Genomic DNA, 19,512 nt, shown 5'->3' with positions numbered 1-19,512 from the left:
CCGCTTCCGGGCCCCGCCGTCCTGCTTCGGCACAGATCCCGCTGGCACGCCCCCTGCAAAGCCGCCTTCCGACAATGCCGCAGCGAGGCATCCGGACCGGCCACGGCTGGACGGACCGCCCGGCGGGCTCCGAGGTGCATGATGAAACAGAAGAACACGCGGGACCTCTACGACTACTGGCAGCGCCTGCGCGGCGACCGGCCCGCGCCCGAGCGTAGCGACATCGAGCCCGCCGACATCCGCAGCCTGCTCGGCGACACCTTCATCCTCGAGGTCGTGTCCCGCGACGACTACCGCTACCGCCTGGCGGGCACCCGCGTCTGCGCCGCCTACGGGCGCGAGATGAAGGGCAAGGAGTTCTTGTCCTTCTGGAAGGGCAAGGACCGCGACGCCATCGCCACTCTCCTGGCCGCCGTGGTGGAGGATTCGGCCGCCGCCGTGATCGGCGTGGAGGCCACCAGCAGCCACGGCCGCGACCTGCCCTTCGAGTGCCTGCTCCTGCCGGTCCGCCAGGCCGGCCAGGGCAACTGCCGCATCCTCGGCAGCTTCGTGCCGGCCGACGATCCCTACTGGATCGGAATCCATCCGCTCGCGTCGCAGACCATCGCGAGCCTCCGGCTGATCTGGCCGGACGAACGCCCGTTCCGGCTCCAGCGTGGCGATCAGGCCGACATCTTCCAGGGCGGCGCCGCCGTGGCCCGCGCCTACCGCCGCAGGGTGGCGCACCTGACGGTCTATGACGGGGGCCGCGCGGAGGAATCCCCGCTTTGAGCAAAGCATTCCAGAATTTACAGTTTCTAGCATGGGTGTATTGAAATTCGACACCTTGGCGCGCCGGAATGCGCGGCCGGGAACCCTCCCTTAACCATCGCGCCCCTAGGCTCTTCGAACCGTCCGCGGCGGCAGCGGACGGCTTCTGCGAGCAGAGACCGACATGGCAGAGGCAGCGCGAACCCAGAGAGCCACGGCCCTCCTGGCCCCGATCACCGATCGGCGCCGGCATCAGCGCGTGAAGGTGAACCTGCTCGGCCGGTTCATGCTCTCCAACAAGCGCGAATTCGCCTGCCAGGTGTTCAACATGTCGCCCGGCGGCGCTGCCCTGATCGCGCCCGTGCAGGGCGAGGTGGGCGAGCGCGTCGTCGCCTATATCGACCACATCGGCCGCATCGAAGGCCATGTCGCGCGCCTCCTCGAGGGCGGCTTCGCGATGACAATCGACGCGCCGCTGCGCAAGCGCGACAAGTTGGCCGCCCAGCTGACCTGGCTCGCCAACCGCCACGTGCTGAACCTCCCCGAGGACCGGCGTCACGAGCGCTACGTGCCCAAGCACGCCCACGCCAAGCTGGTCCTGCCGACCGGCAAGGAGGTCAACTGCCGGATCGTCGACGTCTCCCTCTCGGGAGCCGCCGTGATCGTGTCGGAGCGGCCGCCGGTCGGGTCCCCGGTCGTGCTCGGTCCCATCAGGGGCCGCGTGGTGCGCCACTTCGAGGACGGCATCGCCATCGAGTTCGCCGCCGTCCAGGCGCAGGACACGCTCGCGGCCCATTTCGGCTGACCGTTCGCACGCTCCCGCTTTACCCCCGGTTCACCCTCTCCCGATCGTGCCGAGGAGCCGCAAAGCCGCGACGCCGGCCCGCGGGTCCCCCGGCGCGTACGCCAACCCATTGCGCTGCCTGACGAATTTGCCGATGATTACAATTTTAGTCAAATGATCTGATCATTTGAGTCTTGTTTTCGAAGAACTCTAGTAAAACCTCCGAATTCCACTTCAATCCGAATAAAAAGCCTTGCGCTATCAATTGCCTCCAGGGACAGGGAGGCGGGGATGGCCTGGCAGTTCGGAAGATATGCTGCGGCATTGCTGATGGTGGGCGCCATCGGCGCGACCATGACGGGCGCCGCCGCGATCGACGGCACGGTCTTCATGGAGACCCGCGGGACGACGTCCCCGCCGATCGGCTTCGTCCAGTTCTGCCGGAAGAACCTTGCCGACTGCGTCGGCGGCTCCGCCAATCCCGGCCGCGTCGCCATGACGAAGGCCCGCTGGGACGACCTGGTCGCCGTGAACGGCAGCGTGAACCGGGCCATCGAGCCCGTCACCGATGAGGAACTCTACGGCGTCGCCGAGCTGTGGACCTATCCCACGAACGGCAAGGGGGACTGCGAGGACTATGTCCTGCAGAAGCGCAAGGTGCTCCTGTCCCATGGCTGGCCGGCTTCGGCCCTGCTCATCACCGTCGTGCGCGATACGAAGAACCAGGGCCACGCCGTCCTGACGGTCTCCACCGACCGCGGCGACTTCGTGCTCGACAACCAGAACCCGCAGGTCCTGCCCTGGAGCCGGACCGAGTACCGCTTCGTGAAGCGCCAGTCGCCCTACGACGTGGCGCGCTGGGAAACCATCGAGGATCGCCGCACCGACTTCGTGGCGTCGACCTCGCGCTGAACCTCGCGGGCCGCCGCCCGCGACGCCGCAAGAGGCAGGGGGTCTCCAGGGACGCTTCTGCCGGGACGGGGGGAACCAATCCGCTCACGCGGGCCCGGTCGCGTCCCCACCCTCCCCGTCCCCACCAGACCGGGTCCGCGCGCAGCCGGGCCGGCGTCCACCGACGCCGGCCCGCGTTGCTTTCGAGGGTCGGTCAGTCCGGCTGGATTTCCTTGAGCCGCCCGGCATAGAGCCTGGCCCGGTCGGAATAGACCACGGCGGCCCGGCGGACGGCCTCGATGGCGCCGTCGTCGAGGCTGCGCACCGCCTTGCCCGGCGCCCCCACGACCAGCGACCGGGCCGGAAAGCTCTTGCCCTCGGTCACCAGCGCGTTCGCGCCGACGATCGACTCGGCGGCCACCGACGACCCGTTGAGAAGCGTCGCGCCCATGCCGATCAGGCTGTCGTCGCCCACCTTGCAGCCATGCAGGATGGCGCAGTGCCCGACCGTCACGCCCCGGCCGACCGTCAGCGGAAAGCCCGGGTCCGTGTGCAGGCAGGCGAGGTCCTGGATGTTGGACTCCGGCCCGATCTCGATCCACTCGTTGTCGCCGCGCAGCACGGCGCCGAACCAGACGCTCGCCCCCGGCAGGAGCCTTACCTTCCCGATCAGCACCGCGTCGGGCGCCACGTAGTACTGGCCGCGCGGCGGAAGGTCGGGTCTGACACCGTCGAGTTCGTAGAGGGGCATCCGAGGTCTCCCAAGACGACGAGGGGCCCCCGCGGCGCGCCGCCGGAGGCCCCGGGTCGGGCCGAATGATGGACCTCGCGAGCCGCTCGGTGCGGGACCGGTCCCGCGTCCGGCCTTAGGCGATCGAATGTCCGATCGCAAGCGCGAACTCGATCACGACGATGCCGGAGCACAGGCTCCACCCCGCCGCGATACCGGCGCTGACCGCCAGCCATCCGAAGGGCCGGCGCTCGATCAGCCGCCCCCGGATCGCGTTGCGCATGATGATGAAAGGACCCGCGAAGACGCAGATCAGCATGGCCGCGATTCCGGCCAGGATGCCGTCGCCGTCGAGCAGGAACGCCGGCGGCTGATCGGTCACGAGCTGGTAGAAGCTCGCCAGAACCCCCGCCGAGACGAACCCGGCGGCGACCGCATAGACGATGACCATGACCTGGAAGAGCATACGCTACACGCCCCGTTAACGAACCCTTAAGGATTTAACACGCGTGCCACGCGGCTGTCCCGGTCGTTTGCCCGTCCGCGCCGGATCTCTTTATTTTTGGTTAAATACCGAATCAGTCGGGAGAGGCCCGCCCCCATGGACCTGCGCAGCTGGATCGGACCGCTCGCCCTGTCGACCGCCCTCATCGTGGCGGCCGCGGGGATCGGGCTGGCGCTGATCGGCCCGGACGCGCTCGGCGACCTTTTCGCCGAACGGCCTGCCGCCGGCGCGCCCCACAAGGCCGAGGTGACGGTCGCCGGCGAGCCGCTCTCGATCCCCGGGCCCCTGATCCGCTTCGGCGACCAGCGCCGCGCCGGCGCCCACGGCCGCATCGACCTCGCCGTCGATTGGCCGAGCCTCGAGCCCGCGGGCCTGGAGTCGAGCACCGATACGGACCGGCTCGGTCCCGCCTCCACGGTCGTCTTCGTCGCCATCGAGCCGCGGGATGGCGAGCCGGACACCTCCGGTCGGGTGGCCACCGTCTACCGGCGCTTCTTCGTCGGGCCGGAGATCGAGGGCCCTGCCGGCCTCGTCGGCCGCCGCATGGCCCCCGGCTCCGGCTACGAGGACGAGATCCTGTTCCTCGACCCTGCAGACGCGGCCCTGCCCTTCGCGGCCCGCTGCTTCGCCACCACCGACAGCGGCCGGGCCGAGGTATGCCTGCGCGAGATCGCCCTCGGGGACAAGCTCCTGGTCGCCTACCGCTTCCGCTATCCGCTGCTGGCGGACTGGCGCGACCTGGACAAGGCGGTGGCCGGGCTGGTCGCGGGCTTCCGGCGCCCACGCCCCGATGCCGGCTCCTGAGCCGCCCCCGTCGGCAGACCTGACAAAGTCGCCACACTTCGCGCTCTTCCGCCGGAATTCGGCCGTCATCCGGCCGAACCGCGAGCGCGATCCATGGTCAAGCTTCGGCCGTCGAGGGAGCTCGGGGGGCTTCACGCGACCGGCCGTTCGCGGCCGAGGGGGAGGTTTCCATGATCATGATTTCACGCGCGGCCGGGCTCGCCGCGCTGGCCCTGGCGGCTTTCGCCGGCCCCGGGACGCCTGCCGCGGCCGACGACGCCCCGATCGCCCCGGGCCAGGCCGTGGCCCCGGAGCTCCCCGGAGCGGCCCGCGTCGAGGTCGTCTTCGTCCTCGACACGACCGGCTCCATGTCCGGCCTGATCGACGGCGCCAAGAAGAAGATCTGGGGCATCGCCGACGAGATCAGGAAGGCGAATCCCAACGCCGAGATCCGCCTCGGCCTCGTCGGCTATCGCGACCGCGGCGACCTCTACGTGACCACCGTCACGGACCTGACCAGCGACATCCACGCCGTCTACGGCAAGCTGATCGAGTTTCGCGCCCAGGGCGGCGGCGACTGGCCGGAATCCGTCAACGAGGCGCTGAACGTCGCGGTCACCCGCCTCGCCTGGACGCGCACGCCCGAGACGCGCCGCATCGTCTTCCTGGTCGGCGACGCCCCGCCTCACATGGACTATGCCCAGGACATCCCCTTCACCGACACGCTGAAGATCGCCGAGCGCGACAGCATCCTGGTCAACGCCGTCCAGGCCGGCGCGGCGCAGGATACCGCCCTGGTCTGGCGCACGATCGCATCCCTCGGACGGGGCCGCTACATCCCGATCCCGCAATCGGGGGGCGTGGTTGTGATCGAGACGCCCTACGACCAGCAGATCCTGCAGTTGCAACTGAGGCTCAACAGCACGGTGCTCCCCTACGGGCCGGCGCGGCAGCAGTACGAGGTGCACGGGAAGCTCCGGCTCCGCGAGGCGGCGCCCGCCCCGGCGGCCTCCGACATGGCGAGCTTCCTGGCCAGGGCCGCGCCGCGCCCGGCCGCCCCGCCCCCCGGCTCCACCACGCAGACGGCCACGCTGGCGCCCCCCGCACCCGTCATCACCGGCGAGGGCGATCTCGTCGCCGACGTGGCTGCCGGCCGCGCCGACCCCTCCAAGATCAAGCGCGAGGAACTGGCGCCCGAACTCCGCGACCTGTCCGAGGCCGACCGGAAGGCGGCTATCGAGGCGAAGGTCAAGGAACGGAAGGCCTTGCAGGACGAGCTCGACGGCCTTGTCGCCAAGCGCGATGCCGCCCTGGCGACGGAGCGGGCCAAGAGGGCGAGCGCGGGCGACGGCTTCGACGAGGTCGTGCAGGGCGTCATCCGCGATCAGGTCCGCTGATCCGGCGGCGGACGGGCGGCGTCCCCGCCCGTCCGCCCCGTCCCGATCGGGTCGGGATCTACTCCTGCTCGGCCTCGGAGGCCGCCTTGAAGTCCTCGATGAACTCGGCCGCGCCCTTCTTGGCCTCGCGGACCATGTCTGCGAAGTCTCCGGCGAAACGGTCGAGCTCCATCTTCAGCCCCTGGGCCGAGGGCTTCTCGGTCGCGCCGAGATAGCCCGACATGTGCATCGAGACGGCCAGCTGCAGCAGCGTGAAGACGGCCGTCGATTCCGGCACGTCGTTCTCCTCGACATAGTCGAGCACGGCGTTGCGGATCTCGTCGGCGTGCTCCTCCTGCTCCGCCTCGTACTCCTCCATTTCCTCTTCGGACTCGAACCCGAGTTCCTCGTAGCGCGCCATCGCGGGACCTCCTCGTCGCGTCCGGGTTGTCGTGCCGCGCGGCCCTCAGCCGCCGGTGCCGTGGATCGGGGGCTGGAACGCGTAGCCCATGTCCCACGGGAAGTAGATCCAGGTGTCCTGGGAAACCTCGGTGACGAACGTGTCCACCAGAGGGCGTCCCATCGGCTTCGCGTACACGGTGGCGAAGTGGGCCTTGGGCATCATGTCCCGGACCACCTTGGCGGTCTTTCCGGTGTCGACCAGGTCGTCGACGATCAGGATCCCCGCCCCCTCGCCGCCGGCGAGCTCGGTGATCCTCTCCGAGACGGTCTTGATGACCTTCAGTTCGCTCTGGTTCTTGTAGTCGTGGTAGGAGGCGATGCCGACGGTCTCGATCACCCGGATGTCGAGCTCCCGCGCCACGATCGCAGCCGGCACCAGCCCGCCCCGCGTCACCGCCACGATGGCCTGCCACTGGCCCTGTCCGGAGAGCCGCCACGCCAGGGCGCGGGCGTCGCGGTGGAACTGGTCCCAGGAGACCGGGAAGGCTTTCGGCTGGGCGGGATTCGACATCGGCGCTCGTCCTGTCGGGCTCGAGGGTTCAGGGTTTCGGGGCGTTCAGGCGGTCGACCATGGCGCGCACCTCGGCCGCCGCCGCCGCGAGGGTGTCGGGGTCGCGGGCGCGCACCACCACGTTGGTCGCGTGCCGGCTGCCGTCGAAATAGGGGTAGCTGCCGATCATCGTGCCCGGATGCGCCTTCTGGATGGCGCCCAGGTCCGCCGCGATCGTACCTTCCCCGAGACGCGTGTCGATCGACTCGGAGAGGAGCCGGCGCCCGCCCTTCAGGGTCGGCGCCACCGCGTCCATCATGGCCTGCAGCACGCTCGGCACCCCGGCCATGACATGGACGTTGCCGATCCGGAAGCCCGGCGCGCGGGACACCCTGTTCTCGATCAGGTCGGCGCCTTGCGGGATGCGCGCCATGCGCATCCGCGCCTCGTTGGCCTCCACGCCCCGCTCGGCGAAATGCCGGGTCAGGATCTCCACCGCGCGGGGATCGTGCCCGATCTCCACCCCGAAGGCCGCCGCAACGCAGTCTGCCGTGATGTCGTCGTGCGTCGGGCCGATCCCGCCGGAGGTGAACACGTAGGTGTAGCGGTGCCGGAGCGCATTCAGGGCCGCCACGATCTCGTCGGCGATGTCCGGAACGATGCGCACCTCCCGCAGGTCGATGCCGAGCCCGGTCAGGTACTCGGCCACGAAGCCGATGTTCTTGTCCTTGGTCCGGCCGCTCAGGATCTCGTCGCCGATCACCAGCATGCCGGCCGTGACGCTGCCGGCTTCGGCCGATTCGGTTCCGTCGGAGGCGGCCATGCGGATGCCCTTTCGCGCGGGTTTCCGCGTGAGTAGCCGAACCCCGCGCCCGCCTCAAGGCGCAGGGCGAGGAAATCCAGACAGTTTTACAGAGGCCGCGTACCCTCCGGCGACCAGCCGTAGATCCAGGCCTGCCGCTCCAGGAGCTGCGCCCCGCTGGCGAGCCGGAGCCCCGCGTCGCGCAGGAACGCGAGCGCGTCGCCGAGATGGTAGATGCGCCCGTTGGTCTCCGCGAACTCCCGGACCGCCGAGACCCGCCCCTTGCGCAGTCGCTCGTAGGCCGCGAAGGCATCCGCCACCGCGATGCCGGGCCGCGCCACCTCGCCGGCCAGGATGGCCGCGTCCTCGATCGCCATGGCGGCCCCTTGCGCCGCGAAGGGCAGCATGGCGTGGGCGGCGTCCCCGAGCAGAGTCACCGGCCCGCCGCTCCAGTCGAAGCGCGGGTCGACCCCGGCCAGCGCCCAGCGCGTCCACGTCCGGGGCGACAGGATCAGCGCCCGCGCGGCCTCGGGCCAGCGCGTCCCCGAGACCGGGTCGAACATCGCCACAACGTCGTCGCGCTCGATCGGCACCGACCAGCTCTCGTCCTCCCAGGCGCCTTCCACGATGGCGACGAGGTTGAGCTCGCGCCCCGACCGGACCGGGTAGTGGACGAGATGGGCCCGCGGCGCCATCCAGATCCCCGACTTGCGGTGCCACTCCGGCGGCGTCTCGTCGATCGGGATCGTCGCCCGGAGCGCCATCCGTCCGCTGTAGCGCGCCGGCGGTCCGCCGAGCGTGCCCGTCCGCACCATCGACCACACGCCGTCCGCGCCCACCACCCCGTCGGTCACGAAGCGGCGCGCCTCGCCGGCGACGCTGGCCTCCACGCGGACGCTCCCGGGCTCGGCCGTCATCCGATCCACGCGCGTGTCGAGATGCAGCGCGATCGCCGGGTTCGCCCGGACCGCGTCCACGAGCGCGGCCTGCAGGTCGGCCCTGTGGATCACCCAGTAGGGCGCCCCGAAGCGCCGCGCCACCGCGGGGCCGAGCGGAATCTCGGCGAGCGCGCCCCCGGCGCGCGTGGAATGCACGACCAGCGCCTCGGGCGTGACCGCCACCGCATCCAGAGCAGTCTGGAGCCCGAGCCCGACCAGGATTCGCGACGCGTTGGGAGAGATCTGCAGCCCCGCCCCGACCTCGGCCAGCTGCGGCGCGCGCTCCAGGACGGTGACGCCGACGCCCGCGCGGGCGAGCGACAGCGCCGCGGCAAGGCCCCCGATGCCGGCCCCGACCACCACGATGTTGCGATCGACCGGCATGCGGCCCCGGCCTCCCTCGCCTCGGCGGGTCGTCAGGCGGCGTGCGCGCGCCCGGGCTCGAAGAGGCAGCCCGCCGGCTCGGTTTCGGTCGCGTTCAGGGCGTGGTCGTAGACGTAGAGGGTCGAGCAGTAGGGGCACACCTGCTCGGACTCGTCGCCCATGTCGATGAAGATATGCGGATGGTCGAACGGCGGGCGCGCCCCCACGCACATGAATTCCTTGACGCCGATGCGGATCTTCGGGTGCCCGGCATCGTTGGCGAAATGGGGGACGACGGCATCGGCCATGGGTGAGAGCCCTCTCGTGCGAACGCGGCCGCACCATATAGGCGGCCCCGGCCGATGTGTAGTGAGGAAATGGACGGAAGCCGAACCGCAGTGGAGCCCCGGCCGGTGCGGCCCTCCCATGCGGAACCGGCCTTTTCGGACAGGTTGCCAGCCGGTAAGGCTTCGGCCATGAAACCCGTCCGTCTCGCGCCCGAGACCAGCCGCAGAACCATCGCCATGGAAGCCTTCCTGTCCGACGGACTGCCGATCGCCTTCCTCGACGAAGGCCCCCGCGACGGCGACCCGATCGTGCTCGTGCACGGCTTCGCGTCGACCGCCAACGTCAATTGGGTCTTCCCCGGCTGGACCAAGCTCCTTGCCGGCGACGGCCGGCGCGTGATCGCGCTCGACAACCGCGGCCACGGCGAGAGCGGCAAGTCCTACGACCCGCGCGACTACCACTCCCGCACGCGCATGGCCGAGGACGTCCTGCGCCTGCTCGATCACCTGGAGATCGGGCGCGCCGACGTGATGGGCTATTCCATGGGCGCCTGGATCACCGCCTACCTGGCCCTCGACCACCCCGAGCGCGTCCGCTCGGCCATCTTCGGCGGTCTCGCCGACGCGATGGTCAAGGGCATCGCCGGCCAGGAGACCATCGCGGAGGCGCTCGAGACCGAGGACGAGGCCTCCATCGTGTCGCCCAAGGGCCGCGCCTACCGAGCCTTCGCGATCCAGACCCGGTCCGACCGCCGGGCGCTGGCCGCCTGCATGCGCGGCTCCCGTCAGCCGGTGCCGCCGGAGGAGTTGGCGCGCCTGTCGATGCCGGTCCTGATCGCGGTCGGCACGAAGGACGACGTCGCCGGTTCGCCGGAGGCCCTGGCGGCCCTGATCCCCCACGCCCGCGTCCTGCCGATCCCCGACCGGGACCACATGCTCGCGGTCGGCGACAAGGTCTACAAGCAGGGCGTCCTCGATTTCCTCGGAGAGCGGCCGTGAGCCACCGGCAGGCCATCGTCTTCGAGGGCGCCGAGGGCAACCGCCTCGTCGGCGACCTCTACGAGCCCGCGGCCCCCGGCGGGCCCGTGGCCCTGCTCCTCCACGGCGGCGGCCAGACCCGGCACGCCTGGCGCGGCACCGAGCGGCGCCTCGCCGACCACGGCTACGTGGCGATCGCCTACGACCAGCGCGGCCACGGCGACAGCGACTGGCCCACCTCGGGCCGCTACGCCTTCGACGACTATGCGCAGGACCTCACCGCCGTCGCCGATCAGGTCGAAGCCCGCTGGCACCGCCGCCCGATCGTGATCGGCGCCTCGCTCGGCGGCATCGCCGGCATGCTTGCCGAAGGCGAGGCGGACCGCCCGATCCTCGCCGGTCTCGTGCTCGTCGACGTCACCCCGCGCATGGACCCGGAGGGCGTCGCCAAGGTGCTCGGTTTCATGGGCGATCGGATCGAGGACGGCTTCGCCACCATCGAGGAGGCCGCCGACGCCATCGCGGCCTACCTGCCGAACCGGACCCGCCCGACCTCCCTCGAAGGCCTGCGCAAGAACCTGAGGCACCACCCGGACGGCCGCTGGCGCTGGCATTGGGACCCGCGATTCCTGAAGCCGCCCGGTCCGCCCCAGGACACGACCGCCCGCCGGATCGCGGCGGCCCGCAACCTGCGCATCCCGACCCTCCTTGTCCGCGGCCGGCAATCCGAGCTCGTCTCCGAGGAGCACGTCGCCGAGTTCATGCGCCTCGTGCCGCACGCCGCCTTCGCGGACGTGTCCGGCGCCGGCCACATGGTCGCCGGCGACCGCAACGACGTCTTCGCGGCCGCCGTCCTGAGGTTTCTCGAAGCGACTTTCCCGGTCGGCGGGACGGCGCCCGAGCCGGCCCCGGCGGGCTGACCGTTTCCGCCCTCAGCGCCCCCGGAACACCGGCGCGCGCTTCTCCAGGAAGGCGGTCCGGCCCTCGGCGAAGTCCTCCGAATCGAAGCAGGCCTCGGTGAGCGCGAGCACGGACGCCGCGTCGGCCGACGCCGGGTCTCCCGCAACGAGGCCGACCGCGGCCTTGGCGGCCCGCAAGGTCAAGGGTGCGTTGCCGGCGATCTCCGCCGCGAGCCGCTCCGCCTCGCCGGCGAGTTCCGCCGCGGGCACCACCCGCGTCAGGAGCCCGATCGCCAGCGCCTCCGGGGCCGGGACCCGCCGCGCCGTGAAGAACAGCTCCTTCGCCCGCATCGGCCCGACCGCGTTGACGACGTCCCGCATGCAGTCCGGCGGATAGCCGACGCCGAGCCGCCCCGCCGGGATGCCGAAGACCGCGTCCTCGGACGCGATCCGGAGGTCGCAGGCGACCGCCAGGCCCATGCCCCCGCCCAGGCAGAAGCCGCGGATGACCGCGACGGTCGGCTTCGCGGCGGTGCGGATCGCCGCGAAGGCCTCCGCGTTCGCCCGCTCGTAGGCCGCCCCGCTCCTCGCGTCGCGCCGGACCTCGGCGAACTCGGAGATGTCCGCGCCGGACACGAAGGCGAGGTCCCCCGCCCCGGCAACCAGAATCACCCGAACGTCCGGATGCGCCTCGAGCGCCCGCACCGCCCCCGGGATCGCCCGCCACATGGCGAGCGACACCGCGTTGCGCCGCGCCGGATGATCGACCAGGAGCCGGCCCACCGCGCCCGCCACTTCGGCCCGGATGCGCGGATCGTCGGTGGCGAGGATCTCGGTCATGGCGGTTCCTTTCCGTTGCGGGCCGGAGAGAAGCCGCGGGCTCCGGCCCTGTCAATGCGACGGGTGGACGGGAACGCATGCGGATGTCAAAATTTGTACCGTCAGTGACATTGCCCTACTGTCGGACGCGAGGAGATGACCATGAACGTATCTGTCGGAGAACGCTGGGAGCGTTTCGTCGAGGAGGCTGTAAAGCAGGGCCGCTACGGCTCGGCGAGCGAGGTCGTGCGCGAGGGCCTCCGCCTCGTCGAGGAACGGGAGACCCGGCTGGCGGCGCTGCGGCAGCGGATCCAGCAGTCGATCGCCGAGGGGGCCACGCTGACGGACGAGGACATCGACCAGGCCATCGAGGCAAAGGTCGCCGAACTGGCGAAAGAAGGATTCTGATGACGAGACAGGTCCGCTACACGCCTTCGGCGCGCTCGGATCTGATCGACATTCTCGACTATATCACGCGCGAGAGCGGCAACCGCGCAACGGGACGTCGTTTCGTCCGGACGCTGCGCTCGCGTTGCGACGTGATCGCGAGGTTTCCGGGAGAGATCGGCACCGCTAGGCCGGAAATCGGACAGGACATTCGGGGATTGCCGTTCGGCAACTACGTCATCTTCTTCCGGTACGCGGCGCGGTCCGTGGAGATCCTGAACTTCGTGGAGGGACACCGCGACCTCGACGCCTTCTTCGGCAAACCCTCCTGATCCGAGCATCCCCGTCCCCCGACAGGCTTGGTCGCCGCACGCCCGTGCCTATGTTAGGGTGGCGCGACCCGGGCCTTGCCCCCGAGGGAGAACGACGATGCAGCGTCCGCAGACTAAAACCAACCCCGTTCCCGACATCGACCCGATCTGGCAGCGCGTGCGCGCCGAGGCCGAGGCGATGGTCGATGCCGAGCCGGCCCTCGCCAGTTTCGTGTGGGAGACGGTGCTGAACCACTCGCGTCTCGAGGACGCCGTGGTGCACCGCGTCGCCGAGCGCCTCGACCACACGACCGTCAAGGCCAACCTGATTCGGCAGACCTACATGGAGGCCCTGGAGGCCGAGCCGCAGATCGGCGAGATCTTCCGGGTCGACATGCAGGCCGTCTACGACCGCGACCCGGCCTGCGACCGCTACATCGAGCCGCTCTTCTACTTCAAGGGCTTCCACGCCATCCAGACGCACCGGCTCGCCCACTGGCTATGGCGGCAGGGCCGGCGCGACTTCGCCCTCTACCTGCAGAGCCGGTCCTCGGCGGTCTTCCAGATCGACATGCACCCGCAGGTGCCGCTCGGCCGCGGCGTCTTCTTCGACCACGGCACCGGGATCGTGATCGGCGCGACCGCGGTGATCGAGGACGACGTCTCGATCCTGCAGGGCGTCACCCTCGGCGGCACCGGCAAGGAGACCGGCGATCGCCATCCGAAGATCCGCCGCGGCGTCCTGATCGGCGCCGGCGCCAAGATCCTCGGCAACATCGAGGTCGGCCATTGCGCCCGCGTGGCGGCCGGATCGGTGGTCCTGAAGCCCGTCCCGCCGCGCACCACGGTGGCCGGCGTGCCCGCCCGCGTGGTCGGCGACGCGCCCTGCAACGAGCCGTCTCGCGCCATGGACCAGATGTTCCACGAGCACGACGTGCACATCTGAACGGCCGAGCCTCGCTTTGACGGCCCGCGCCGTTCGTGCGATAGCCCGGGCGACCCGCGCCGCCGCCCGGCGCCTCCCGATTCCGAAAGGCCGACCCCTTGGACAAGCAGGAAATCGCCAAGCTGCAGGGCTACCTGCGCAAGAAATTCAACAACCCGACGCTGCGCATCGAGGCCCGGCCGCGCAAGAAGGACTCCGCCGAGGTGTTCATCGGCGACGAGTTCATCGCCGTGCTGTTCCGCGACGAGGAGGACGGCGAGATCTCCTGGAACCTGCAGATGGCTATCCTGGAGATGGACCTCGAGGACTGACGGTTTCGACCGCGGGCGGCCTTGCCGCCCGGCTCCGAACCGCCGTCAGATCGCCCGGGCGTAGCGGGCCGGCGGCACGCAGCGGTAGCCGCCCTCGACCCGATGGCTCGCGAGATGCTCGCGCAGCCATTCCGCCACGAGGAGCTGCCCGGACCGGACGCAGCCATAGGGCGTCGTGACCTCCTCGGCGAGCGGCATCGTGATCTCCCGGCATTCGCCGCCGAGAAGCGTGCAGACGGTGAAGACGACCAACATGACCGAGCCTCCAGGCACCGGGTGAACCTGCGACGGGCACCCGCGGCGGACTTGTCCGCGCCTGCGCCGTCCTGAGCCCCGAGACTGCGCTCCTCCCCCTGAACCGCGCCTGACCCGCCCGTTCACCCCTCCCCTTGCGCCGCGCCCCCGCCTCCCTTACCCAGGACCACCTGCGGACGTGGCGAAACCGGTAGACGCACGAGACTTAAAATCTTGCGCCGCAAGGCGTGCGGGTTCGAGTCCCGCCGTCCGCACCACCAACTCGGAAGCCGTGTCGCACGCTTGCCATACCCGGTCCTGCGTGCCTCTCCGAACGTCAAATTTCCGTAGACTCAACTTGTGAATTTGATAAAAGTCCAGGCGATCTCTGGTGTGCCAGGTGATCCGGGCTTCCTCCCACGCTCGGGACTCCCAGCTCGGGCGTGGGAACCGGCCCTGCCGCTCCCACGGCCCATGCCGCTCCCGACCGGCCCCCATCCGCCCCGCATTCCTTAAACTTCGACTCTCATGGGACGGGCTTCCGAAGCCGCTCGTTCACCCTCCGCGCCGATCGCGTCCGCGGCGACCGACCCCTGCCCCAGTTCGGGCGTTCCATGGGCGGTGTGGACGAGACGAGGAGGTAACCCCATGATCGAGGCGCTTCTCCCGGCGCGGGCCCATGCTCCGGAGGATCGGCGCGGCCCGCCCGTCAGCTCCTTCGACATCGACGACCGCTGCCGCGCCTGCGCGCGCAGGCTGCGCCCGAGGGGCGCGCGCCACATCCGCCGGGAGGCGGACCTGCGGGCCCGGCGCGGCGGAACGCCCGCCGACGACCCCTGGTTCATCCGCTTCCTGGTGCCGATCGTGACCCTCTGCTTCTGGATGGTCGTCGCCGTGCTGATGGTCTGAACGAAGCGGCCTCCTCGGGGGGTATCCTCGCCGAGCGGGAGCGCGCCGCCACCCTCCGGGCCGCTCAGGCCTCCCGATCGAGGCCCATCAGGCCCCCGGCCGTGAAGCCGCCGTCGACGGCCAGCACCTGCCCGGTGACGTAGGACGACTTCGCCTCGTCGAGCAGGAACACGTTGGCCTCCGCGACCTCCTCCGCCGTGCCGTAGCGGCGCAGGATGACGCGGTCGTGCCACTCCTGCCGGAGCGCCGGCGTGTGCACCGTCTGGACCAGAGGGGTCTCGATCGGGCCCGGCGCGATGGCGTTGACGCGGATCCCGACCCGGCCGAGTTCCACCGCCATGGTCTTGGACAGCGCGATCACGGCGCCCTTCGACGAGCCGTAGGCCGAACGGCCGATATTGCCGGGGATGCCCGCCACGGACGCGATGTTGACGATCGAGCCGCCCCCCGTCCGGCGCATCCGCCCGGCCACGCTCTTCGACACGATGAAGGTGCCGATCACGTTGATCTCGTGGATCTGCCGGAACATGGCCGGCGTCGTCTCGAAGAACGGCGTGTCGCGCCCGATGCCAGCCGAGTTCACCAGGCCCTTGAGGGGCCCGAGCCGGGCCTCGGCCCGTTCCACCGCCGCCTCGGCCGCCGCTTCGTCCGTGATGTCGAGCGCCTGGAAGGACACCGACTCCCCATGGGCGGCGAGTTGCGCAGAGGCGCGGGCGATCGCGGCCTCGTCCCGGTCGAACAGGGCGGTCCGCCAGCCCTCGGCCAGGAGCCGTTCGGCCGTGGCCAGTCCAATTCCGGACGCCCCGCCCGTGATGATGCAGACCCGCGGCTCCGTCGCCATCTCGCCTCCTCCCGATCCATATTGTGGATCGATTTTTTCGCCATGCTGAGGCGTTTTTGAATGAGAGGCGGGTCGACGTCAACGGACGGGCAGGCATCCGCGTGCCGCATAGTCCATCATGTGGATCGCGAGGGGGCCGCACGCCGCTGAAACGGCGAAGGGCGCCGTCGCCGGCGCCCTTCGGGAGCTTCGCACCTGTGTGCCGGTCAGGCGGCGTTGCCCGCCACGAAGGCCGGGTTCGGGATCTCGATCTCGATCTCCAGCGTCGACAGCGCGTTGCCGCGCTCCATGCGGACCTGGACCTTGTCCCGGTCGATGGCGACGTGCTTGGCGATCACCGCCAGGATCTCCTCCCGGAGCTCGTAGACCAGGTTGTGGCGCGCCCCGAGCACGGCGCGTTCGTGGGCGAGCAGGATCTGGAGGCGCTCGCGCGCCACCGGCGCGGTCGAGGGCTTCCGGAAGAAATTGAAAATGCTCATGCCGCCCTCCGTCCGAACAGTTTGCCGAGGAAGCCCTTGCGGTCGCTCGGGATGGTCATCGGGATCGTCTCGCCCCTGAGCCGGCGGGCGGCGTCCTGGTAGGCGCGCGCCGCGGCGCTCAGCGGGTTGGAGAGGGTGATCGGCGAACCGAGGTTCGAGGCCTTCAGCACCTCCTCGCTCTCCGGCACGATGCCGAGGAGCGGGATGGCCAGGATGTCGAGCACGTCGTCGACCTTGAGCATCTCCCCGCGCTCGGCCCGGGCCGGGTCGTAGCGGGTCAGGAGCAGGTGCTTCTCGATGGCGTCGCCATGCTCGGCGCGCACCGTCTTGGAGTCGAGGAGACCGATGATCCGGTCGGAGTCGCGCACCGAGGAGACCTCGGGGTTGGTCACCACCACCGCGACCTCGGCATGCCGCATGGCGAGCGTGGCGCCGCGCTCGATGCCCGCCGGGCTGTCGCAGATGACCCAGTCGAAGGTCTGGCGCAGCGCCTCGATGACCACCTCGACGCCCTCCTCGGTCAGCGCGTCCTTGTCGCGCGTCTGCGAGGCCGGGAGCAGGTAGAGGCTGTCCAGCCGCTTGTCCCGGATGATCGCCTGCGGCAGCTTGGCATCCCCGCGCACCACGTTCACGAGGTCGTAGACGACCCGGCGCTCGGCGCCCATGACCAGGTCGAGGTTGCGCAGGCCGACGTCGAAATCGACCACGATCACGTTCTGCCCGGACTGGGCGAGCGCCGCCCCCAGCGCCGCCGTCGACGTCGTTTTGCCAACGCCGCCCTTGCCCGACGTGACGACCACAACCGTGCCCATGGAACTCCCCTTTTCGCTGCGCTCGAACAAATTGGAATGCGAGCCTGTCATCGGCCGTACCTCCCCAAGGTGACGGGCGCGCCGGCCCGTTACGACAGGACGGCGGTTTCGATCTTGTCGTCCTGGAGCCAGACCTGCACGGCCTTGCCCCGGATCTTCGGATCGAGGTCTTCCGCCGCGCGGTAGAGCCCGTCGATGGCGACGAGTTCCGCCTCGAAGCGGCGCGCGAAAATGCGCGCCCGCGGGTTCCCCGTCGCGCCCGCGATGGCGCGGCCGCGCAGGGCCCCGTAGATGTGGATGGACCCGCCGGCGACGATCTCCGCCCCGGACGCGACCGATCCGAGGATCGTCACGTCGCCCTCGGCGTGGATCGACTGGCCCGACCGGACCGGATGCTCGACGAGCAGGCTCCCGCCGCGCCGCCCGGTCTCGACGACCGGGGCCATGGCGGGAATCGCCGGCAGCTCGGAGGCCGCCGACCCCTCGGCCGCCCCCGGGACCTCGACCACGGAGGCGTTGCGCCCGCCGCTGATCGCCGGCGGCAGTCCGGGGCCGATCAGCCAGTCCGGCTTCGCCCCGTCCACGCCCATGATGCGGATGCCCATCTTCTCCAGCGTGCCGACCAGCACCACCAGATCGCGCTTGGCCTCGCAGGAGGCGGACACGTCCAGGATGACGGGCTTGCCGGCGAAGAAGCCCGGCGATCGCTCCAGCCAGGCGGTCAGGTCCTTGAACCACTGCTCGACCGGCATCGTCGGCTCGAGCACGAAGGCCATGAAGGATCGCCCCCTGAAGCGTATGGCCTGCCGCTCTCTCGTCTGGATGTTCACGAATCCGCTCCGTTCCCCGTCCCCCTGATTTCGGGCCCGGATGGTTAACGGGTGGTTAACGGTAAACGGTTGCTTAACGGGAAATCGGCAGATTTTGCCGGGGTCGTCTACGGGACTCCCGCCTGTTGCCGGAGGCGCCGCCCCCCTGTATTGGTCACCCCCGACCCATCCGACCGAGGATCGCAAATCCCATGTCGACCGAGCTTCCCGACCGCCTCTCCTCCGACCCGCGCAGCCCCCATTTCAACGGCGAGCTCCTCGGCCGCGGCATCGGCATCCGCTTCAACGGCCAGGAGAAGACCAACGTCGAGGAATACTGCGTCAGCGAAGGCTGGATCCGCGTCCCCGCCGGCCCCGCCAAGGACCGCTTCGGCAACCCGATGACGATCAAGCTGAAGGGCACCGTCGAGCCCTACCTCAAGGAGGCCTGAGGCCAGTCCCAAGTAGTCCCGACCTCTCGATCTGTCATTGCCGGACTTGTTCCGGCAATCCACGCCACAAGGCCGAACCCTCGTCGTGTGGATGCCCGGAACAAGTCCGGGCATGACAGAAACCAAGGTGGCATGACGGGTTGGGACTTCAGGGGCCCCGTCAGTCGAAGATCTCGAAGACCCCGCCCGGCTTGCGCGTCTGGAATCGCTCCGGCTGCACGCCGCTGCCGTGAAGCGCCGTGGCGAGCGCCCGCAAGGGCTCCTCGATGCCCTCGTTGGTCAGCCGGAATGTGCCCCAGTGATGGCCGAGCGCCCTGACGGCCCCGCAGTCGGAGAGGATGCGGACCGCCTCCTCCGGGTTGACGTGCTGGTCGCGCATGAACCAGCGCGGCTCGTAGGCGCCGATCGGGATGACGGCGAGGCGGATGCGCCCGTGCTTGCGGCGCATGTCGCGGAAGACCTGGCCGTCCCGGTAGCCGGTGTCGGCGATGTGGTAGACGGCCCCGAGCGGCGTCTCGAACACGAAGGCGGCCCAGAGCGCCATCATCCGGTCCCCGAGCCCGCGCGCCGACCAGTGGTAGGACGGCTCGAAATGGACCGCGACCCGGTGCGACAGCGCGACCCGCGCGCCCCAGTCGTAGGCCTCCGCGACGAGTTCCGAATCCTTCGCCTTCATGATCGCGTCGTTGCCGAGCGGCGTCAGGATCCGGCAGCGGTGGGTGCGCCGGAGCCGCGACAGCGTGTCGATGTCCAGGTGGTCGTAATGGTTGTGCGATACCAGCACGGCGTCGATCGGCGGCAGCGTGTCGAACACGATCCCGGGCGGGTTCACCCGCTTCGGTCCCGCCCAGGAGACCGGGCTCGCCCGCTCCGACCAGACCGGGTCGATCAGGATGTTGAGCCCCTCGGTCTGCAGGAGGAACGATGCATGGCCGATCGCGGTGATCCGCACCGCCGTCCCGATCACCTTCTCGGCCGGCCGGCGGATCGTCTCGCCCGCATAGTCCGAGGGCCAGGCCTCCCGCCCGCCGCCGAACTGCCACTTCAGCAGGTCCCGGCGGCTCTTGGAGAAGGGATGCCCGGGCACGAAGAACCGCTCTCCGTCGAAATGATCCGACCGCGGCCCCTGGTAGTACGGATTGCGGCCCATGGCGCTCCCGGGAT

27 protein-coding genes and 1 tRNA gene are annotated in these 19,512 nt (G+C 70.2%); 14 read left to right on the top strand and 14 right to left on the bottom strand.

The genetic code is table 11. The features are described 5' to 3' along the window. Window positions 1-141: 141 nt before the first annotated feature. The 3 genes from WBG79_RS22735 to WBG79_RS22725 all read left to right on the top strand — a co-directional run bounded on the left by WBG79_RS22735 (window position 142) and on the right by WBG79_RS22725 (window position 2,446). The gene (locus WBG79_RS22735; RefSeq protein ID WP_337359526.1) at window positions 142-771 is read left to right on the top strand and encodes a PAS domain-containing protein; all 630 of its coding nucleotides are present in this window, start codon (window positions 142-144) and stop codon (window positions 769-771) included. A 163-nt stretch (window positions 772-934) separates the two neighbouring features. Next, window positions 935-1,555 (top strand): PilZ domain-containing protein, encoded by a 621-nt coding sequence (locus WBG79_RS22730; RefSeq protein WP_337359525.1) that lies wholly within the window; start codon window positions 935-937, stop codon window positions 1,553-1,555. Window positions 1,556-1,825: 270 nt separating this feature from the next. After that, window positions 1,826-2,446, top strand: coding sequence for a transglutaminase-like cysteine peptidase (locus tag WBG79_RS22725; protein ID WP_337359524.1), 621 nt, complete (start codon window positions 1,826-1,828; stop codon window positions 2,444-2,446). A gap of 193 nt (window positions 2,447-2,639) precedes the next feature. Here WBG79_RS22725 and WBG79_RS22720 read toward each other — a convergent pair whose 3' ends face one another. Beyond that, a complete protein-coding gene (locus tag WBG79_RS22720; protein WP_337359523.1) occupies window positions 2,640-3,176 on the bottom strand; it encodes a gamma carbonic anhydrase family protein in 537 nt (178 codons plus the stop codon). 115 nt (window positions 3,177-3,291) lie between these two features. Then, window positions 3,292-3,621 carry a DUF6949 family protein gene (locus WBG79_RS22715; RefSeq protein ID WP_337359522.1) on the bottom strand — a complete coding sequence of 110 codons (330 nt, stop codon included), beginning with the start codon at window positions 3,619-3,621 and terminating at the stop codon, window positions 3,292-3,294. A 135-nt stretch (window positions 3,622-3,756) separates the two neighbouring features. Between WBG79_RS22715 and WBG79_RS22710 the strand changes: the two genes are divergently transcribed. Further along, window positions 3,757-4,464, top strand: coding sequence for a hypothetical protein (locus tag WBG79_RS22710; RefSeq protein ID WP_337359521.1), 708 nt, complete (start codon window positions 3,757-3,759; stop codon window positions 4,462-4,464). Window positions 4,465-4,634: 170 nt separating this feature from the next. Beyond that, window positions 4,635-5,840 (top strand): vWA domain-containing protein, encoded by a 1,206-nt coding sequence (locus WBG79_RS22705; RefSeq protein ID WP_337359520.1) that lies wholly within the window; start codon window positions 4,635-4,637, stop codon window positions 5,838-5,840. 58 nt (window positions 5,841-5,898) lie between these two features. On the opposite strand, the gene WBG79_RS22700 is transcribed toward WBG79_RS22705, so the two are convergent. From WBG79_RS22700 to WBG79_RS22680, 5 genes are all read right to left on the bottom strand, one after another. Beyond that, window positions 5,899-6,240: a hypothetical protein gene (locus tag WBG79_RS22700; protein ID WP_337359519.1), complete on the bottom strand. Its 342-nt coding sequence runs from the start codon at window positions 6,238-6,240 to the stop codon at window positions 5,899-5,901. Window positions 6,241-6,285: 45 nt separating this feature from the next. Next, a complete protein-coding gene (gpt, locus tag WBG79_RS22695) occupies window positions 6,286-6,792 on the bottom strand; it encodes a xanthine phosphoribosyltransferase (protein ID WP_337359518.1) in 507 nt (168 codons plus the stop codon). Between the two features lie 28 nt (window positions 6,793-6,820). After that, the gene (locus WBG79_RS22690) at window positions 6,821-7,594 is read right to left on the bottom strand and encodes a competence/damage-inducible protein A (RefSeq protein WP_337359517.1); all 774 of its coding nucleotides are present in this window, start codon (window positions 7,592-7,594) and stop codon (window positions 6,821-6,823) included. 86 nt (window positions 7,595-7,680) lie between these two features. Beyond that, on the bottom strand, window positions 7,681-8,895 hold the full coding sequence (locus tag WBG79_RS22685) for an FAD-dependent oxidoreductase (protein ID WP_337359516.1): 1,215 nt from the start codon (window positions 8,893-8,895) through the stop codon (window positions 7,681-7,683). Between the two features lie 32 nt (window positions 8,896-8,927). Continuing rightward, window positions 8,928-9,182 carry a zinc-finger domain-containing protein gene (locus WBG79_RS22680; protein WP_337359515.1) on the bottom strand — a complete coding sequence of 85 codons (255 nt, stop codon included), beginning with the start codon at window positions 9,180-9,182 and terminating at the stop codon, window positions 8,928-8,930. A 216-nt stretch (window positions 9,183-9,398) separates the two neighbouring features. Between WBG79_RS22680 and WBG79_RS22675 the strand changes: the two genes are divergently transcribed. Together WBG79_RS22675 and WBG79_RS22670 are read left to right on the top strand one after the other, a co-directional pair. Beyond that, window positions 9,399-10,160, top strand: coding sequence for an alpha/beta fold hydrolase (locus WBG79_RS22675; RefSeq protein WP_337359858.1), 762 nt, complete (start codon window positions 9,399-9,401; stop codon window positions 10,158-10,160). Continuing rightward, window positions 10,157-11,059: an alpha/beta fold hydrolase gene (locus WBG79_RS22670; protein WP_337359514.1), complete on the top strand. Its 903-nt coding sequence runs from the start codon at window positions 10,157-10,159 to the stop codon at window positions 11,057-11,059. The genes WBG79_RS22675 and WBG79_RS22670 overlap by 4 nt, the downstream gene beginning before the upstream one ends. A 12-nt stretch (window positions 11,060-11,071) precedes the next feature. On the opposite strand, the gene WBG79_RS22665 is transcribed toward WBG79_RS22670, so the two are convergent. Continuing rightward, window positions 11,072-11,878, bottom strand: a complete 807-nt coding sequence (locus tag WBG79_RS22665) for an enoyl-CoA hydratase (protein WP_337359513.1) — start codon at window positions 11,876-11,878, stop codon at window positions 11,072-11,074. A 141-nt stretch (window positions 11,879-12,019) separates the two neighbouring features. On the opposite strand from WBG79_RS22665, the gene WBG79_RS22660 reads away from it, so the two are divergent. The 4 genes from WBG79_RS22660 (at window position 12,020) to WBG79_RS22645 (ending at window position 13,812) form a co-directional block, all read left to right on the top strand. Then, window positions 12,020-12,265 carry a type II toxin-antitoxin system ParD family antitoxin gene (locus WBG79_RS22660; RefSeq protein WP_337359512.1) on the top strand — a complete coding sequence of 82 codons (246 nt, stop codon included), beginning with the start codon at window positions 12,020-12,022 and terminating at the stop codon, window positions 12,263-12,265. After that, window positions 12,265-12,576 carry a type II toxin-antitoxin system RelE/ParE family toxin gene (locus WBG79_RS22655; RefSeq protein ID WP_337359511.1) on the top strand — a complete coding sequence of 104 codons (312 nt, stop codon included), beginning with the start codon at window positions 12,265-12,267 and terminating at the stop codon, window positions 12,574-12,576. The genes WBG79_RS22660 and WBG79_RS22655 overlap by 1 nt, the downstream gene beginning before the upstream one ends. Before the next feature lie 97 nt (window positions 12,577-12,673). Beyond that, complete coding sequence (cysE, locus tag WBG79_RS22650) at window positions 12,674-13,501, top strand: serine O-acetyltransferase (protein WP_337359510.1); 828 nt, start codon at window positions 12,674-12,676, stop codon at window positions 13,499-13,501. Window positions 13,502-13,599: 98 nt separating this feature from the next. Continuing rightward, a complete protein-coding gene (locus WBG79_RS22645; RefSeq protein WP_337359509.1) occupies window positions 13,600-13,812 on the top strand; it encodes a DUF3126 family protein in 213 nt (70 codons plus the stop codon). Between the two features lie 45 nt (window positions 13,813-13,857). On the opposite strand, the gene WBG79_RS22640 is transcribed toward WBG79_RS22645, so the two are convergent. Next, complete coding sequence (locus WBG79_RS22640) at window positions 13,858-14,067, bottom strand: hypothetical protein (RefSeq protein WP_337359508.1); 210 nt, start codon at window positions 14,065-14,067, stop codon at window positions 13,858-13,860. Window positions 14,068-14,239: 172 nt separating this feature from the next. Here WBG79_RS22640 and WBG79_RS22635 point away from each other — a divergent pair. After that, window positions 14,240-14,324: transfer RNA gene (locus WBG79_RS22635), tRNA-Leu, on the top strand. Window positions 14,325-14,694: 370 nt separating this feature from the next. Further along, on the top strand, window positions 14,695-14,955 hold the full coding sequence (locus tag WBG79_RS22630) for a hypothetical protein (RefSeq protein ID WP_337359507.1): 261 nt from the start codon (window positions 14,695-14,697) through the stop codon (window positions 14,953-14,955). A gap of 64 nt (window positions 14,956-15,019) precedes the next feature. Here the strand turns inward: WBG79_RS22630 and WBG79_RS22625 are convergent, their stop codons facing one another. From WBG79_RS22625 to minC, 4 genes are all read right to left on the bottom strand, one after another. Beyond that, entirely contained in the window at window positions 15,020-15,796 is a 777-nt protein-coding gene (locus WBG79_RS22625; RefSeq protein ID WP_337359506.1) for an SDR family NAD(P)-dependent oxidoreductase, read from the bottom strand. 206 nt (window positions 15,797-16,002) lie between these two features. Continuing rightward, entirely contained in the window at window positions 16,003-16,275 is a 273-nt protein-coding gene (minE, locus tag WBG79_RS22620) for a cell division topological specificity factor MinE (RefSeq protein ID WP_337359505.1), read from the bottom strand. Then, complete coding sequence (gene minD / locus WBG79_RS22615) at window positions 16,272-17,087, bottom strand: septum site-determining protein MinD (RefSeq protein WP_337359504.1); 816 nt, start codon at window positions 17,085-17,087, stop codon at window positions 16,272-16,274. The genes minE and minD overlap by 4 nt, the downstream gene beginning before the upstream one ends. A gap of 89 nt (window positions 17,088-17,176) precedes the next feature. Next, the gene (minC, locus tag WBG79_RS22610) at window positions 17,177-17,917 is read right to left on the bottom strand and encodes a septum site-determining protein MinC (RefSeq protein WP_337359503.1); all 741 of its coding nucleotides are present in this window, start codon (window positions 17,915-17,917) and stop codon (window positions 17,177-17,179) included. A 191-nt stretch (window positions 17,918-18,108) separates the two neighbouring features. Here minC and WBG79_RS22605 point away from each other — a divergent pair, with 191 nt between their 5' ends. Continuing rightward, window positions 18,109-18,348 carry a DUF3297 family protein gene (locus WBG79_RS22605; protein ID WP_337359502.1) on the top strand — a complete coding sequence of 80 codons (240 nt, stop codon included), beginning with the start codon at window positions 18,109-18,111 and terminating at the stop codon, window positions 18,346-18,348. 160 nt (window positions 18,349-18,508) lie between these two features. Here WBG79_RS22605 and WBG79_RS22600 read toward each other — a convergent pair whose 3' ends face one another. Continuing rightward, window positions 18,509-19,498, bottom strand: a complete 990-nt coding sequence (locus WBG79_RS22600) for an MBL fold metallo-hydrolase (RefSeq protein ID WP_337359501.1) — start codon at window positions 19,496-19,498, stop codon at window positions 18,509-18,511. Window positions 19,499-19,512 lie beyond the last annotated feature (14 nt).

The organism is Prosthecomicrobium sp. N25, from assembly GCF_037203705.1.
Lineage (GTDB): Bacteria > Pseudomonadota > Alphaproteobacteria > Rhizobiales > Ancalomicrobiaceae > Prosthecodimorpha.
The sequence above is the reverse complement of the archived record's forward strand: the minus strand, read 5'-3'. Positions and strand labels throughout refer to the sequence as shown.

Bases quoted from the DNA above. Each gene is read 5' to 3' on its own strand.
- WBG79_RS22655 (WP_337359511.1), top strand. From the start codon at position 12,265: ATGACGAGACAGGTCCGCTACACGCCTTCGGCGCGCTCGGATCTGATC.
- WBG79_RS22690 (WP_337359517.1), bottom strand. From the start codon at position 7,594: ATGGCCGCCTCCGACGGAACCGAATCGGCCGAAGCCGGCAGCGTCACG.
- WBG79_RS22630 (WP_337359507.1), top strand. From the start codon at position 14,695: ATGATCGAGGCGCTTCTCCCGGCGCGGGCCCATGCTCCGGAGGATCGG.
- WBG79_RS22710 (WP_337359521.1), top strand. From the start codon at position 3,757: ATGGACCTGCGCAGCTGGATCGGACCGCTCGCCCTGTCGACCGCCCTC.
- minE (WP_337359505.1), bottom strand. From the start codon at position 16,275: ATGAGCATTTTCAATTTCTTCCGGAAGCCCTCGACCGCGCCGGTGGCG.
- WBG79_RS22660 (WP_337359512.1), top strand. From the start codon at position 12,020: ATGAACGTATCTGTCGGAGAACGCTGGGAGCGTTTCGTCGAGGAGGCT.
- WBG79_RS22605 (WP_337359502.1), top strand. From the start codon at position 18,109: ATGTCGACCGAGCTTCCCGACCGCCTCTCCTCCGACCCGCGCAGCCCC.
- cysE (WP_337359510.1), top strand. From the start codon at position 12,674: ATGCAGCGTCCGCAGACTAAAACCAACCCCGTTCCCGACATCGACCCG.
- WBG79_RS22625 (WP_337359506.1), bottom strand. From the start codon at position 15,796: ATGGCGACGGAGCCGCGGGTCTGCATCATCACGGGCGGGGCGTCCGGA.
- WBG79_RS22730 (WP_337359525.1), top strand. From the start codon at position 935: ATGGCAGAGGCAGCGCGAACCCAGAGAGCCACGGCCCTCCTGGCCCCG.
- gpt (WP_337359518.1), bottom strand. From the start codon at position 6,792: ATGTCGAATCCCGCCCAGCCGAAAGCCTTCCCGGTCTCCTGGGACCAG.
- WBG79_RS22675 (WP_337359858.1), top strand. From the start codon at position 9,399: ATGGAAGCCTTCCTGTCCGACGGACTGCCGATCGCCTTCCTCGACGAA.
- WBG79_RS22685 (WP_337359516.1), bottom strand. From the start codon at position 8,895: ATGCCGGTCGATCGCAACATCGTGGTGGTCGGGGCCGGCATCGGGGGC.
- minD (WP_337359504.1), bottom strand. From the start codon at position 17,087: ATGGGCACGGTTGTGGTCGTCACGTCGGGCAAGGGCGGCGTTGGCAAA.
- WBG79_RS22700 (WP_337359519.1), bottom strand. From the start codon at position 6,240: ATGGCGCGCTACGAGGAACTCGGGTTCGAGTCCGAAGAGGAAATGGAG.
- WBG79_RS22725 (WP_337359524.1), top strand. From the start codon at position 1,826: ATGGCCTGGCAGTTCGGAAGATATGCTGCGGCATTGCTGATGGTGGGC.
- WBG79_RS22720 (WP_337359523.1), bottom strand. From the start codon at position 3,176: ATGCCCCTCTACGAACTCGACGGTGTCAGACCCGACCTTCCGCCGCGC.
- WBG79_RS22640 (WP_337359508.1), bottom strand. From the start codon at position 14,067: ATGTTGGTCGTCTTCACCGTCTGCACGCTTCTCGGCGGCGAATGCCGG.
- WBG79_RS22680 (WP_337359515.1), bottom strand. From the start codon at position 9,182: ATGGCCGATGCCGTCGTCCCCCATTTCGCCAACGATGCCGGGCACCCG.
- WBG79_RS22665 (WP_337359513.1), bottom strand. From the start codon at position 11,878: ATGACCGAGATCCTCGCCACCGACGATCCGCGCATCCGGGCCGAAGTG.
- WBG79_RS22735 (WP_337359526.1), top strand. From the start codon at position 142: ATGAAACAGAAGAACACGCGGGACCTCTACGACTACTGGCAGCGCCTG.
- WBG79_RS22600 (WP_337359501.1), bottom strand. From the start codon at position 19,498: ATGGGCCGCAATCCGTACTACCAGGGGCCGCGGTCGGATCATTTCGAC.
- WBG79_RS22715 (WP_337359522.1), bottom strand. From the start codon at position 3,621: ATGCTCTTCCAGGTCATGGTCATCGTCTATGCGGTCGCCGCCGGGTTC.
- WBG79_RS22705 (WP_337359520.1), top strand. From the start codon at position 4,635: ATGATCATGATTTCACGCGCGGCCGGGCTCGCCGCGCTGGCCCTGGCG.